Below are 13,852 nucleotides of genomic sequence, written 5' to 3'. Positions count from 1 at the left end.
CATGATGTACATAACTCCATGGAGCATATTGTGCGGTCAAGCTTTGAGGGCTAACGTGCCTTGGGATCGGGAGGACGATCAAGCGATCTGTGCGCTGAAAACACTAATAACGGAAATCCCAAGTATATCCTCGCAGGGAATGGTGGAATCTTGCAGAATACACGAGGTGTATTGACGTTTAGGTCAGGTCAGCTTTGGAATAAGGCCAATTTTGGCTCTCTGTTCACAACGGCCGAACGACTGGGTCGGCTTTTTCCGCCTAGAGGTGATTCCTCGGCAACCAACGCCAGTGCTTTGTTTGCCGAAGCACCGCATCGCGGCACGCTCGCCCGAGGAAAATTCGTCCACCTGATCGACTACATGTGGTGCGACAGGCATGGCGTGTTCCTGAAGGGTTGGGCGCATGCACATGAGCAGCCGATCACGGCGATGTCGCTTTGCAGCGGCGATTTTCAGGCGCAGGTCACGGAGTTTGAGGACCGGCCGGACGTGCTGAACTTCTATCCGCATCTTCCTTCCACCAAATGCGGGTTTGCCGTCTATCTGGCGTGCAGTCCGTTTCGTCCGGTCAGGCTGGTAGCCGAGACGCCTGCGGGCTGGACCGAGGTCGACATCACGGCGCTGCCCGCAGAACACCCCCTTAACGCGCCGCTGCCCACCGTCGACAACGGCATGGCCGACTTCATCAACGAGATGCAGAGGGTCAATGGAACCGTCGTGGAAATCGGCGCCCGCGTCGTCGGACCCGCATCGTCGCTGCAGGCGCCACTGTTCAAGCCGGAATGCAAGTTTATCGGCGTGGACATCCACGCAGCGCCAGGTGTCGACGTGGTGGCGGACGCGCATTTCCTCGGCGACCATTTTGAGCCCGGTTCCATCGATGGAATTATGTCGTTTGCGGTCATGGAGCATCTGGCATGCCCGTGGCTGCTGGCGGCCGAGATCAACAAGGTCCTCAAGGTCGGCGGGCTGACGCTGCATTCCTTGCCGCAGGCCTTCCCCATACATGAAACGCCAAACGATTTCTGGCGCGCTTCGGATGAAGCGCTGAAGGTCCTGTTTTCGCCGGAGATGGGTTTCGAGATCCTCAAGGTCGGCATGTGCACGCCGCTCAGGATGTATGTGCATCCGGATTTCCGCGAAGGCGCCATGCATCAGTTTCCCCTATTCGACGGTATGGCCTCATCCTTCGTGCTGGCCCGCAAGACGTTCGATCTTCCGGGAGGCGCCGTCGCCTGGCCACTGCAGAAAAGCCAGTCCATCAAACACAGCCAAGCCTACCCCGCGCATGGCAGCGAAGCTGCGGCGAACCCGAAAAGCGACGCGGCAGCTTCGAATGGCGTGGTGTCGGAACCATCCAAGCCCGCGCCCCGACCGGAATGGGTTATGCCGGAAAGGACCAAGCTGCTGTTGTCGATGTTCGATGCCAGCGGCTTCGGCCTCGAAGTCGGCCCGAGCTACAATCCGCTGTTGCCGAAGTCTCGTGGCTTCAACGTCGAAACGATCGACCATGCCGACGCCGCCACCTTGCGCGAGAAGTACAAAGATAACGCATCGCAGATAGAAGAGGTTGACTACGTTTCGGACGGACGCAGCATCCTCGAGACCATTGGCAAGAAGAAGCGCTACGACTTCATCTATGCTTCGCACGTCATCGAACATGTGACCGATATTGTCCGCTTCATCCAGGATTGTGAAACCTTGCTGAAGCCGGATGGACGGCTGGTGCTGGCCGTCCCCGACAAGCGGTTCTGCTTCGACGCCTTGCGGCCGTTGTCTACGGTCGGGCAGGCGCTGCAGTCCTATTTCGAGGAGCGCAAGCGCCACTCACCGGCGGTTCTCTTCGACCAAGCCTTCTATGCCTGCTGTAAGGCGCAGCAGACTGTCTGGATCGAACCGACTCTCGACGATGTCGCCCTGATGCTGAGTGAAGAGACAGCAAAGGACCACTTCGACAAGTCACAGAAAAATCCGAACTACCAGGACGCTCACGGCTGGCAGTTCACGCCGACTTCGTTTCGCTATCTGGTCAAGAAACTTCGCTCTCTCGGCTACATTAAGTCGGGCGAGATGGAATTTCACACCAACCCTGCAGGGAAACCGAACCTGCACGAGTTTTACATCACCCTTTCCAAGAGTGCGCCTGTCCTGACGACCTCAGACGTTGACCTCATCAAGCAGGCGGAGCAGGAACTTCGCGGTCTCTTCGTAAGCCCTCAAGAGATGGTGACGAGAAGCCAGGTCGAGGCGCTCGAGCGCGACGCCCAGGCAGCGCGCCAGCAGATCGAAAATGCGAACCGGCAGATCCAGCTGCTGACGGTCAGGAACGATGCCTTGCTGCATTCGACATCGTGGAAGGTAACAGCCCCGCTACGCTATATTAGGTCGGTGTTCCTATGATGCACGTATCCCCCAAATTTTCGAAGCTCGCCTCGAAAAAAGCCCCCACGGTGGTGGTCGTCATCCCCTATTACAACGGGTCGGCGTTCATCGAGAGGTCCGTCAGAAGCGTCCTCAACCAGACGCTTCGGCCTGATGAATTCATCGTCGTCAATGACGGTTCGACGGCCACCGAAGCGGCATTTCTGCACAAGCTTGCCAGACGGCTGCATTTCAAAGTGATCGACCAGCCCAATGGCGGGCAGGGATCGGCCAGAAACACCGGCGTTCGCGCGTCGACGTCGAACTACATCAGTTTTCTCGATCAGGATGATTTCTATCGCGACACCCACGTCGAGGCGCTGGTGCGCGCCATTCCGTCTGACGATCCGCATCTGGGCTGGGTCTATGGCGACCTCATGGAGGCGGACGGAGCCGGCAATGTCCTGCGCACGGCAACCGTCAAGCGCCACAGCGCTCACCCGAAGCGCGACATTGAGCAGATGGTGGGCTTCGACATGCACGTCCTGCCCTCCGCGTCGCTGATCTCGCGAACCGCCTATGAAGCCGTCGGCGGTTTCGACCCTCAGTTCATAGGCTATGAGGACGACGATCTTTTCCTGCGCATTTTCCGCAGCGGATACAGCAATTACTTCGTCGATGAGCCAGTGACCGTCTGGTGCATTCGCCCCAACAGCACGTCCTACACCGTGATGATGTCGCGCAGCCGGTTTCGTTACTTCAAGAAACTCCAGGAAATGTTTCCCGACGACCGAAAAATGGTACGTTATTATTTTCGAGATTTGCTTATCCCCCGCTTCCATTCGCAATTCGTCCAGGACGCGATCCGGTGGGCTGTCCAGGAGGACAACCATCTTCCCGAACACAGGAAAGAGTTGGTCTCCATCTTCAACGGCTATGGGCGAGCGGTGTTCAGCAACAAATCGATACCTTGGCGTTTCAAAGCAAAGGTCTGGCTCGAGCGTCTGGTTGTGAACACCAATTCCAAAATCGTCATCCTTACGGCGATCAGGCTGGCCCAGGCCGGCCACGGCTTGCGCGTGTTCTTCACCCGGTCGCTGCGCTAGCCGATGATCCCGATTCACCTGTTTCAGCGCGGCACCATCATCACCAACATGGCAGTCATTCAAACAGCAACATAGAGCACGCACGGGGGCGTGGGGAATGCGGGAGCGGGTAAGGTCTATTCAGGGTCTTCGGGCCTTGGCGGCAATGCTGGTATTGTTCTGCCACGCGCCGCACAACCTGTGGTTCTTCAGGCTCGGCTATTCGGGAGTGGATTTATTTTTCGTCGTAAGCGGTTTCATCATGGTGGTCAGCACCGGCAATCATACCGGCCCACGGGCTTTCAAGCTGTTTTTGATCAACCGCTTCGCGCGGATATGGCCGGTCTATGCAGCCACCAGCGTCGCTATGGCGATTGCTTTCTGCATAATAGGGACAGTTGCACCTCAAGATGTGGCAGCACGGCTGATGAACGATCTGACATTTCAGCCGGCATGGAACAATCCGCCTATCAATGCCCCGGGTTGGTCGCTTACTTTCGAGGTCTTCTTCTACGCGCTTTTCGCCTTCAGCCTGCTGTTCGGTCGCTGGCGTTATCCGCTGCTACTCGGGACGATGGGGACCTTTCTGCTGCTTGGCGGCCAATCGGCCCGAACGGACGGTCTATGGGGTTATGTCGCGCTGGCGACGAACCCGGTGTGCGGTTGCTTCATCGCCGGAGTTCTCGCCGGTCTTGTCTATCGCTCCAAGTGGCGCGGCCCGCCACGTCCGCTGGCGGCATGCCTTCTGGCGGCGTTTGCCGTGCTGACTGGGTATTTACTATTTTTCAGCATCCGCGAATTCAATCATGGTCTCGTCTGGGCAGCAGCGTTTGGCGGCATCGTCATGTCCGTTGCGCTGATGGAGAAGCGCGCTCCGGTATGGGTCCCCAACTCATTGGTTAGCGTTGGGAACGCATCTTTCTCGCTGTATATCTCGCAATGGCTGGTTGTTGTCCCCTTCGCCGTTTACGCGCCACCGGTAGAGGGTACTCTGCAGATACTCATGTTGGCGTGCGCGTTCCTTCTGACGATCGCCGCCATATCAGCCGTAACATACCGGCTGCTGGAAACAGACCTTTCCTTGTGGACCCGGACCAGGCTTCATCGCTTCTTCCAGTCTGCAGATCGCGAACCTGCTGAAATCGCCGCCAGTTCCGTCCCCGCGCAGTGAGATACGAATGTTCCAGTTCCTGAAACCGCGTCCTACAGTCCACAGCCCGGCGACACCCCTGAGGCCAGTCACCGAAGACTGCGTCGACCGGCTTTCCCTCCTCGACGGTATACTGATTGCCACCGGATGGACCACGGGCGCCGACCCGGTAATCCTCTACGATGGCAAGCCGGTTCCCAACCAGGTCTGCGTGCGCTTTGCCCGCCCAGGCCTGGCAACAACGGCCCATGATGGCTTTCGGGTCGCCGCTCCCCTGGTCGACAGAAACATTGCCAACCAGAATGTCTCCGTTGGGTTCGACAATGGCAACCGGCTGAGGCGCTCGCCCAAACACGCGGAGACGTCGACGTCAATTCACGCCAGATTCTGCAAGGCGGTGGCCGACAGGCCAGGCGCGCCGCTGATAGAGATCGGCTCACGGGCCCGTTCCGGCAACACCTACCGGCACTTCTTTCCCGACTGCAGATATTTCGGCATCGACGTCTCGGCCGGGCCGAATGTCGATTTCGTCACCGACGCCCACACCATGGAAGGCGTGACCGAGACGTTCGACTTTGCCTTTTCCATATCGGTCTTCGAGCATCTGATGATGCCATGGGTCGCAGCGCACGCGCTCAACCGGGTGCTGAACGTCGGCGGCCTGGCCTTCATCCAGTCGCATCCAGCCTGGCCCCTGCATGAGGTGCCCTGGGATTTCTTCCGGTTCTCCAAGGAATCATGGTCGTCGATCTTCAACAAATTTACAGGCTTCGAAGTGCTCGACGCCGGCTATGCCCTGGAGGCGGCGATCGTGCCGGCAAACATGGAGAGCGGGCCGCTACAGACCTTTGACGAACACCCCACATTCCTTTTGTCGGCTTGCCTTGCCAGGAAGGTCGGACCTCCAACCGCCGACTGGGCCGCCGACCCGGCCACGATCTACAATCTCAACTACTCACATTGAAGCCGGCGGTCGGAGTGGGTCATGCTGAACAGGACTGAACTTTTGTTTTCAATGTTTGATCCCAAAGGCTTCGGCCTGGAAGTCGGACCGAGCTACAATCCGCTGTTGCCGAAATGCCGTGGTTTCAACGTCGAGATCGTCGATCATGCCAATGCCACGGCTTTGCGCGAGAAATATCGCGACAACGCATCACAGATCGAAGAGGTCGACTACGTTTCGGACGGTCGCAGCCTGCTCGAGACCATCGGCCAGGAGCAACGCTACGACTTCATCTTTGCTTCACATGTGATCGAACATGTCACCGATATCGTTCGTTTCATCCAGGACTGCGAGGTCCTTCTGAAGCCAGCGGGCCGGCTGGTGCTGGCCGTGCCCGACAAGCGCTTTTGCTTTGACGCGTTGCGGCCGCTGTCCACTGTGGGGCAGGCGTTGCAGGCCTATGCCGAACAGCGCAAGCGCCACACGCCGGGAATCCTGTTCGACCAGGTTTCGTATTTCTGCACCAAGGCCCAACAGGTCGTCTGGCTCGAGCCGACCTTTGATGACGTCTCCTTGCTGCAAAGCGGCGAAGAGGCAAAAAACATGGCCGAAGCCGTGCAGGTCGACAGGGCCTATTATGATGCTCACGCGTGGCAGTTCACGCCGGCGTCGTTCCGATTTCTGGTCAAGAAACTTCGCTCCCTCGGATACATCAAATCTGGCGAGATTGCGTTCCACAAAAACGAGCCGAGCCAGTTGCACCTGCACGAGTTCTATATCAGCCTGACGAAGACCGCTCCGGTTCTGGAAGTCTCCGATGTCGATCTGTTCAAGCAGGCGGAAGCGGAACTGCGCGAAATTGCTGTGGACCGGGGCGGGTTGCATTTGAACAGTAAGGCCGCTGCGCTGAGGCATCAAATCGACGCCGTGAACCAACAGATCGAAGCGGCAAACTGGCAGATCCAGCTACTTGCGGCGAGGAACGAAGCGTTGCTGCACTCAACATCGTGGAAGCTGACGGCACCGTTGCGCTATGTCAGATCGGCGTTGCGGCGATCCGCCTGATCGGGTCTGCAGCCGACCGAAGTATCCTAATGCAACGTCGGATCACCGGCGAGCAGGCTGCGCGGCCCGGTCGTTTCGAAACTGACCTGGTCGCGGCCGTTGGACTTGGCCTTGTAGAGGTGCCGGTCGGCCGTCAGGAACATGTCGGCATAGGTGGTGGGTCCGCTGAAGGCGACGCCACCGATGCTCACCGAGAGCGGACAGGGCCGTCCATCCGGGGCAAACTCGACCTCGCGGATGCGCCGCCGGATCCCCTCGGCAACCAGCCAGGACTGCGACGGGTCGGCGCCAGGCAGGAAGATGGCGAACTCCTCGCCGCCGATGCGACCGACGATGTCGGCGCCGCGCAGCTGGGCCTTGATCGTCTGCGCAATCAGCTTGAGCGCCTGATCGCCGCAATCGTGGCCCAATCGATCGTTGATGGTCTTGAAATGATCGGCGTCGACGATCAGCAGGGCGCCGGCATCGACGACGGCCTGGCTGCGCGCCTGTTCGAGATAGGCCTCGACCAGCATCGAAAACGCGCCGCGGTTGAACACCGCGGTCAGGCTGTCGGTCGCCGCGACGATGCTCAGATTCTTCTGGGCGATCGCCAGCTGGCGCATCTTGTACATCAGGAAAGAGAAGAACGATCCACCCAGCACGAGCGGCAGCAACAGGTCGGTGAGCTGCGCCCAGCGCAACGCTTCGGGCGACAGCGACGGAAAATTGTAGGAATCGACAAGGAAGGCCGCCGCGATACAGATCGCCGTGCCGACAACCGTGACTGCTATGACCCTGCCCAAGCTCGTGGGCGAAAGATCGACCCGCATGCCATTTCTCCCACTGTGTTCGCCATTTTGCAGCGGGAACACAAATGAAACCCTAAAATCTTACCTGCAATTCGAATGTGGTTAACCAGAACAATTCCAGGAAAGTGTGAGCAGCTTTCCCGGGAGAAGCGCGTGGGCGCTTTCCCTGAGAATTACCAAGACAAAGGGATAGCGCGTTTCATCGTTTCCGTTAAACGATAAAACGCTCCGCCAATCGAAAGGCGCGATCGATTGCCTTGTGAGTGGCGACAAAAAGCCCGCCACTTGCGCGGCGGGCTTTCCGACTGGCCGGAGGCTTCTCGTCAGCGCATGTCCCTCGGGAAGTCTGGGCCATGCGGTAGGAGAGTGCCGTAAAGCCTCACGGCTGGTTCGACACTCCCGGCGAAACCTGTCTCAGCGACGCGAGATCATAAGGCATAGCTGCCGCAGATCGCTGTCGTAGGTGCCCTCGCTGGCGAGCACATCGACGCAGCGCTTCTTCATACGTGTCAGCTGGCTGTTCGACATGCTGGCGACGACACCGGGTGTCCCAGGGGTGCCTGGTGTTCCAGGAGTTCCTGGAGTGCCGGGGGTACCGGGCGTACCGGGCGTGCCCGGCGTTCCGCCAATGCCGACGCCGACGCCGACGTTGATGCCGCTGCCGACGTTGACGCCGACACCGGCATTGATACCTCCGCTGCCGCCGACCGTGGCCCCAACACCGGCCTTGATGCCACCGGCTCCGCCGACCGTCGCGCCAGCGCCGGCCTTGATGCCGCTGCTACCGCCGACTGAGGCGCCGAGGCCCGCAGTAACGCCGCTATTGCCGCCGACCGTTGCGCCAGCACCCGCCTTGATACCGCCGCTGCCGCCAACCGAGGCGCCGGCACCGGCCTTGACCCCGCCGCTGCCGCCGATCGAAGCGCCAACACCGGCATTGATGCCGCCAGCACCGCCGATAGATGCGCCGACACCGACGCCAATTCCGCCGCCTGCATTCGCGGGAGCGGCAAAAATGACGATAATTGCACCCGCCGCCAGTGTTCTAGCGATTTTTTGAGTGATATTAACCATGACACTCTCCTTGTTGCCGTTCTGCTTTGTGCATTGCAACATGCCAGCAAACCAAAGCAGACATATGCTTATGCACTCACAGCTACGCACGAGTCTTCCTTATAGTTTCTTTATTTTTTCCAAGAATAAGGATTGTAGTTCTCAAGGCGTGCACTGGTCTGCTAAAAAAAAATATGCTTTTGCTTCAACATTTAAACTTTGTTTAATTCTCTAAACAGAAATTCCACCGGAGTTGGAGCGGGTTGTGGCTGCGGCGGCCTGGAGCCGAAGGCCCACAAAAGGCGGGCCACCGACAGCCCAGCCACCTGGCCCCGTCACCGGGCAGCGTTGTGCCGACAGGGTCCTCACAACCCGGCTGGGATTCAGAGCTGGCGTCGGGGATGGATGGTCGGCGCAAATGTACCGGTAACGCTCCCGTGCGTTTAAACGGGAAGCGCGGTCAGGAGATCAGGCGTAGGCGCGGCCTTCGTCGGTGCGTTGGAAAAAGGCTAGGTCGAGCTGCACCGAAGGCCGGCCGAGAATGGTCAGGATGGCGTGCGCCTGGCCGCGGTGATGGGTCTGGTGGTTGAAGACGTGTCCCAGCGCCGGCGCCAGCCGCTGCGAGACGGTGCGCATGTCGGAAACGGTCATGTAGGAGAAGCGGCCGGACAAAGCCTTTTCGGTCAAACCGCCGACCCAGTCGACGATCCGCCTGTCCTCGGCCTCACGCGCCAGCTTCAAGCCAGGCAACGCGCGGTGCAGGATGGCGTCGAGTTTTGCCGGCGCGTCGCCCTCGCCGGTGAAGCGTTTCATCCAGATGCGGTCGGTGGCCAGCAGATGGTTGAGCGTGCCCATCATCGAGCCGAAAAATGCGCCGACATCGCGGTTGAACTCTTCTTCCTCAAGTGCGGCGACGGCATCGTAGATGCGGCCATTGGCCCATTGATTGTAGGCCGCGAACATCATGAAATGCTGTTTCATCTTTTTCCCGCCGACGAGTTCCGCTTCAGCCGCAGGCGACTAATTAGACCGCGAGGGCGCAGCCGCCAATGACCATTCTGTTCAATGAACTCGTCGGACACGACGCGACCCGTCCGTTCAGCCCGCATTGCTGGAAGGAGGCGGCGGCAGCAGCTTAGAGAATAGGCAGTAGGCAATAGGGTCCGAGCGCTGTACTGCCTACTGCCTACTGCCTACTGCCTACTGCCTACTGCCTACTGCCTACTGCCTATTCCCCACACAAGTCTCCTGATCGCCATGCCACCACCCCCCGATTTCACCGATGATTTTCGCGCCGGGCTGGTCACGCTGCTGCGCTGGCGCCGGGATGTGCGGCGCTTCGAGCGGACGGCTTTGCCCGAGGGTACGCTGGAGCGGCTGCTGGAGCTTGCCAGCATCGCGCCGTCCGTCGGTCTCAGCCAGCCGTGGCGCTTCGTGGTGGTCGACAGCGCCGAGCGGCGGGGCGCGGTGAGAGACTGTTTCGAGCGCTGCAATGCCGAGGCGCTGGCATGCTTTTCGGGCGAGCGCGCCGCGCTCTATGCCCGGCTGAAGCTCGCCGGTCTCAGTGAAGCGCCCTGCCAGTTCGCGGTTTTCGCCGATAGGACAACGCAACAAGGCCATGGGCTCGGCCGCATGACGATGCCGGCAACCATCGACTATTCGGCCGTCATGGCGGTGCACACGCTGTGGTTGGCGGCGCGGGCGGAAGGCATCGGCATGGGTTGGGTGTCGATCCTCGATGCGGCCGAGATGGCCGAGATTCTCGACACGCCGCCCGAATGGACGCTGATCGGCTATTTCTGCCTCGGCTATCCCAGCGAGGAGCATGAGATGCCGACGCTGGAGCGCGAGGGCTGGGAGCGCCGGCGGCCGCCCGTTGTTATCAGGCGGTAGTGATACTGACAGTCACTTCGCGCCGTCTTTGCCGACCAGCTTGACGCAGATCGGGTCGCCCTTCGGCATCGGCGTGCATTGCCATTCGGGGCCGAAGCCGAAGTTCGTATCTGTGCGGCGACCCAGAAAGAGCAGCAGAACAAGGCCCACGGCAGCAAAAATGCCGATAATCAATAGGCTGGTGGTAGGCCAGCGCGTCCCGTCAAACATGGTCCGATGTCTTTCCATTCCGCTGGTTTCCCTTCGAAACCGTGCGTGCCTGCGCAACCGCCATTTTCCCGCAAAGCCTTGCCTTTGACCACAGCGTTGCGAACAGCCATGCGGGCGGTCGCGGTCGAATAACGCTGCCGGGGCGCCTCCCCTTGGCAATGGGCCGGGCGGCTTGTATAGAGCCCGCCACTCCACATTCCGATCTCAAGACTTTCCATCTCAAGACAAGGACGACCCCATGGCGCTCGAACGCACCTTTTCCATGATCAAGCCGGACGCGACCCGGCGCAATCTTACCGGCGCCATCACCAGGATGCTGGAAGAGGCCGGCCTGCGCGTCGTCGCCTCACGTCGCGTGTGGATGAGCCGCCGCGAGGCCGAAGGCTTTTACGCCGTCCACAAGGATCGTCCGTTCTTCGGCGAACTGGTGGAATTCATGTCGTCGGCGCCGACCATCGTGCAAGTTCTGGAAGGCGAAAACGCCATTGCCAGGAACCGCGAAGTGATGGGCGCGACCAACCCGGCCAACGCCGCCGAAGGAACCATCCGCAAGGTCCACGCGCTGTCGATCGGCGAGAATTCCGTGCACGGCTCCGACGCGCCGGAAACCGCTGCTGAAGAGATCAAGTACTGGTTCTCGGACACCGAGATCGTCGGCTGAGCCGATAGACAGGTTTGACTATGAAAGCCGGGGCAAAACCCCGGCTTTTTGTTTTTGGCCCGCTCCCTTAGCGGATCAGCGGCGTGTCCCAGAGGTCGCCGAGCAGCGTTTTCAGCTCGGTGAAGCGCTTCTGCCCAAGCTCCTGCGCCCATTCCCGCTCGACGTCGAGCAGGATGTCGGCCATCTTCTGGTATGCGGCGCGCCCGCGGTCGGTGAAGTGGACGACGGTCCCGCCGCTCTCATCGGGTGCCGCCGAGCGAGTGATATAACCCATCGCTTCCAGCGTCTTCAGCAGTTGATTCATGGCCTGCTTGCTCATCGCGGCGCGCTCGGCGAGCGCGCTCGGCCGAAGGCCATCCGGGCCGGGATATTGGATCACCGCCATATGCGGCGGGCTGAGGTCCTCGAAACCCGACGCCCTGAGACCCCTGATCAGCTTGCGGTGAATGGCCATGGCCGGAACGCGCAGCAGTGCACCGATCAGCGGTGGCTTCGTTGGCGGTTCTTCCCTGGATAATGGCATTGACACTCGGGTAAATCGAGTTTACTCATTTCGGTAAATCGGATTTACCACATGGGAGAGTGAAATGCTAGACAGAGCTAGCCAGATCAGCGTCAATCCGGCCGACGAGACAATCAGCCATGGCGGCCTTGCCGTGCGCTTCCTGCTTACCGGCGACCAGTCGAACGGCAGCATCGCCGCCTTCGAACTGACGGTCGCCGGCTCGCAGCGCCTGCCCGCCCCGGCGCACAGCCACGATCACTATGAAGAGACGATGTACGGGATCGAAGGCGTGCTGATGCTGACCGTCGACGGACACCGGCACGATATCGGGCCGGGCCAGGCGCTGTGCATTCCGCGCGGCGCGGTTCACCGCTTCGACAACGACACCGCCGCGACCGCCAAGGTGCTGTGCGTGGTGACGCCGGCGGCGATCGGCCCGGACTATTTTCGCGAGGCCTTCGCCATCTTCAGCACTGGCGGCCCGCCAGACCGCACCAGGCTGATGGACCTGATGCGCCGGTTCGGCCTGACGCCGGCGCCCCCGCCGCCGCAGTCTTGATTCTTAGCTCGCTGCGTTGAAGCGCAAGATATCGTGGCCGTCCTTGTCGGCGATGATCAGCTTGCCGCCATCGACACGGTATGACGCCGCCTTGGCGAGCGCCTCGAACAGCGCCTTTTCCTCGGCCATGATCTCCGGCGCGCAGGCCTTGTAGGTCGAGCCGATGTCGCTGATGACGATGGTCTCGCCATCGACCTTGGCGGTGGCGAAATAGGCGTTGCACGGGCCGCTGCCGCCCGCCTTGCCGGCTTCGCTGACCCGGAACGTCGCCTGCGGCTCCGAAATCACGCCGATACCGTCGATATATTCGACTAGCCAGCTCTGGCCGAACAGCGAGGCCGAGGTCGGCTTGTCGCTCGGCGACACCATTTTCAGCACAATGGCGTGCGGCGCCTCGCTGAGCGGATCGACCTGATAGCGCGAGTCCGTGACGAACAGCAGCTTGTCGTCGGCGGTGATGCGCGCCTGCAGCGCATAGGTCATGTTGGGCCGGATCACCGTTGGATCGAAGCTGATCTCGAACTTGATCGGCACCTGGCCGGCCGGCGCCACCTTGCGCTCGCCGACAATGGCGGCCGGCGCATCGGCCAGCGATACATCGGCAAGTTGAACCGACAGCACGGCGTTGGGCGGCAGCGCGATGCGCTCGCGATACATCACCTCGCCCTTCAGGGTTTTCTCGGCGGCGACGGAAGGCTCGGGAACGGCCAGAACGCCGATAACCAGCGGCACAAAACCGAAGACGAAGAATTCGGCGATCCTGTCCAGCATGCCCTTGCTCCCTTTTTGCCGATGCGATTTGGCCAAGGGAATGCGGTCAATACATGGCTGCGCCGAGATTTATTCGGGCCGCGCCTTCCAGCGCGCCGCAGCCTGGTCGTCGGCGTCCTTGGCCTCGACCCAGCCGCCATCGGTGCCGTCCACGCGGTGCTCCTTCTTCCAGAAGGGTGCACGCGATTTCAGGAAATCCATCAGGAAATTGGCCGCTTCGAACGCCGCCTGCCGGTGCGAGGACGCCGCCACCACCAGCACGATGTTTTCGCCCGATGCGATCTTGCCGTGGCGATGGATGACGGTCAGGCCTTGCAACGGCCAGCGCTGAAGCGCCTCGCCGGCGATCCGGCTGATTTCTGCCTCGGCCATGCCTGGATAGTGCTCGAGTTCCAGCGCCGACAGCTGGCCCTGCTCGTCGCGGCAAAGTCCTGAGAAGGACACCACGGCGCCGATGTCGGCGCGACCCCCGGTCAGTTTCGCGATCTCGGCGGCAACGTCGAAATCGTCGCGCTGGATGCGCACCGTCGGCGCGCCGGACATGGTGTCAGCCCCCGGTCATCGGCGGAAACAGCGCGATCTCGCGCGCGCCGGCTATCTTCTCGCGATGCTCGACATGTTCCTGGTTGATGGCGACGCGGATCACATCAGGATATTGCAGCGCGTGCTCATATTCCTCGCCACGCGATTTCAGCCAGCGCAGGAGGTCGGCCACCGTCTCGATACCGGCGGGCAGTTCGACATCCTCTTCCGGCTTGCCGATCCGTTCGCGCACCCAGGCGAAATAAATGAGCCGGGTGATCAT

At 60.6% G+C, this 13,852-nt stretch carries 16 protein-coding genes and 1 pseudogene; 9 read left to right on the top strand and 8 right to left on the bottom strand.

The annotated features are described in order from the left end of the window. The first annotated feature begins 294 nt into the window (after positions 1-294). The 5 genes from NKK52_RS04380 to NKK52_RS04360 all read left to right on the top strand — a co-directional run bounded on the left by NKK52_RS04380 (position 295) and on the right by NKK52_RS04360 (position 6,604). The gene (locus NKK52_RS04380; protein WP_023684741.1) at positions 295-2,400 is read left to right on the top strand and encodes a class I SAM-dependent methyltransferase; all 2,106 of its coding nucleotides are present in this window, start codon (positions 295-297) and stop codon (positions 2,398-2,400) included. Next, positions 2,397-3,467 carry a glycosyltransferase family 2 protein gene (locus tag NKK52_RS04375; protein ID WP_023684740.1) on the top strand — a complete coding sequence of 357 codons (1,071 nt, stop codon included), beginning with the start codon at positions 2,397-2,399 and terminating at the stop codon, positions 3,465-3,467. Before NKK52_RS04380 ends, NKK52_RS04375 begins: the two co-directional genes overlap by 4 nt. A gap of 97 nt (positions 3,468-3,564) precedes the next feature. Further along, positions 3,565-4,617, top strand: a complete 1,053-nt coding sequence (locus NKK52_RS04370; RefSeq protein WP_023715088.1) for an acyltransferase family protein — start codon at positions 3,565-3,567, stop codon at positions 4,615-4,617. Positions 4,618-4,624: 7 nt separating this feature from the next. Beyond that, positions 4,625-5,560 (top strand): class I SAM-dependent methyltransferase, encoded by a 936-nt coding sequence (locus NKK52_RS04365; protein ID WP_050586865.1) that lies wholly within the window; start codon positions 4,625-4,627, stop codon positions 5,558-5,560. Between the two features lie 21 nt (positions 5,561-5,581). Continuing rightward, the gene (locus NKK52_RS04360; RefSeq protein ID WP_023684737.1) at positions 5,582-6,604 is read left to right on the top strand and encodes a class I SAM-dependent methyltransferase; all 1,023 of its coding nucleotides are present in this window, start codon (positions 5,582-5,584) and stop codon (positions 6,602-6,604) included. 26 nt (positions 6,605-6,630) lie between these two features. On the opposite strand, the gene NKK52_RS04355 is transcribed toward NKK52_RS04360, so the two are convergent. From NKK52_RS04355 to NKK52_RS04345, 3 genes are all read right to left on the bottom strand, one after another. After that, entirely contained in the window at positions 6,631-7,416 is a 786-nt protein-coding gene (locus NKK52_RS04355; RefSeq protein ID WP_023684736.1) for a GGDEF domain-containing protein, read from the bottom strand. 393 nt (positions 7,417-7,809) lie between these two features. After that, positions 7,810-8,469, bottom strand: a complete 660-nt coding sequence (locus NKK52_RS04350; RefSeq protein ID WP_023684735.1) for a hypothetical protein — start codon at positions 8,467-8,469, stop codon at positions 7,810-7,812. A gap of 447 nt (positions 8,470-8,916) precedes the next feature. Then, positions 8,917-9,429 (bottom strand): DinB family protein, encoded by a 513-nt coding sequence (locus tag NKK52_RS04345; RefSeq protein WP_023684734.1) that lies wholly within the window; start codon positions 9,427-9,429, stop codon positions 8,917-8,919. Positions 9,430-9,497: 68 nt separating this feature from the next. On the opposite strand from NKK52_RS04345, the pseudogene NKK52_RS32185 reads away from it, so the two are divergent. Beyond that, positions 9,498-9,584, top strand: a pseudogene (locus NKK52_RS32185) (glutathione S-transferase family protein); the annotation flags it as partial. A 121-nt stretch (positions 9,585-9,705) separates the two neighbouring features. Then, complete coding sequence (gene bluB / locus NKK52_RS04340) at positions 9,706-10,341, top strand: 5,6-dimethylbenzimidazole synthase (RefSeq protein WP_023684733.1); 636 nt, start codon at positions 9,706-9,708, stop codon at positions 10,339-10,341. A gap of 12 nt (positions 10,342-10,353) precedes the next feature. On the opposite strand, the gene NKK52_RS04335 is transcribed toward bluB, so the two are convergent. After that, complete coding sequence (locus tag NKK52_RS04335) at positions 10,354-10,551, bottom strand: hypothetical protein (RefSeq protein WP_023814921.1); 198 nt, start codon at positions 10,549-10,551, stop codon at positions 10,354-10,356. Positions 10,552-10,789: 238 nt separating this feature from the next. On the opposite strand from NKK52_RS04335, the gene ndk reads away from it, so the two are divergent. Then, positions 10,790-11,212 (top strand): nucleoside-diphosphate kinase, encoded by a 423-nt coding sequence (gene ndk / locus NKK52_RS04330; protein WP_023684731.1) that lies wholly within the window; start codon positions 10,790-10,792, stop codon positions 11,210-11,212. A gap of 67 nt (positions 11,213-11,279) precedes the next feature. Here the strand turns inward: ndk and NKK52_RS04325 are convergent, their stop codons facing one another. Beyond that, on the bottom strand, positions 11,280-11,735 hold the full coding sequence (locus NKK52_RS04325; RefSeq protein WP_023684730.1) for a MarR family winged helix-turn-helix transcriptional regulator: 456 nt from the start codon (positions 11,733-11,735) through the stop codon (positions 11,280-11,282). Positions 11,736-11,799: 64 nt separating this feature from the next. Here NKK52_RS04325 and NKK52_RS04320 point away from each other — a divergent pair, with 64 nt between their 5' ends. Continuing rightward, complete coding sequence (locus NKK52_RS04320) at positions 11,800-12,276, top strand: cupin domain-containing protein (RefSeq protein ID WP_023684729.1); 477 nt, start codon at positions 11,800-11,802, stop codon at positions 12,274-12,276. A 3-nt stretch (positions 12,277-12,279) separates the two neighbouring features. Here the strand turns inward: NKK52_RS04320 and NKK52_RS04315 are convergent, their stop codons facing one another. From NKK52_RS04315 to moaD, 3 genes are all read right to left on the bottom strand, one after another. Continuing rightward, complete coding sequence (locus NKK52_RS04315; RefSeq protein WP_023684728.1) at positions 12,280-13,047, bottom strand: YbaY family lipoprotein; 768 nt, start codon at positions 13,045-13,047, stop codon at positions 12,280-12,282. A 69-nt stretch (positions 13,048-13,116) separates the two neighbouring features. Then, positions 13,117-13,590, bottom strand: coding sequence for a molybdenum cofactor biosynthesis protein MoaE (locus NKK52_RS04310; protein ID WP_023684727.1), 474 nt, complete (start codon positions 13,588-13,590; stop codon positions 13,117-13,119). Between the two features lie 4 nt (positions 13,591-13,594). Beyond that, complete coding sequence (gene moaD, locus NKK52_RS04305) at positions 13,595-13,852, bottom strand: molybdopterin converting factor subunit 1 (protein ID WP_023673448.1); 258 nt, start codon at positions 13,850-13,852, stop codon at positions 13,595-13,597.

It is taken from the genome of Mesorhizobium sp. C277A, from assembly GCF_040324395.1.
Lineage (GTDB): Bacteria > Pseudomonadota > Alphaproteobacteria > Rhizobiales > Rhizobiaceae > Mesorhizobium.
Note: the sequence above shows the minus strand (reverse complement) of the source record. Positions and strands in the feature narration are given on the sequence as shown.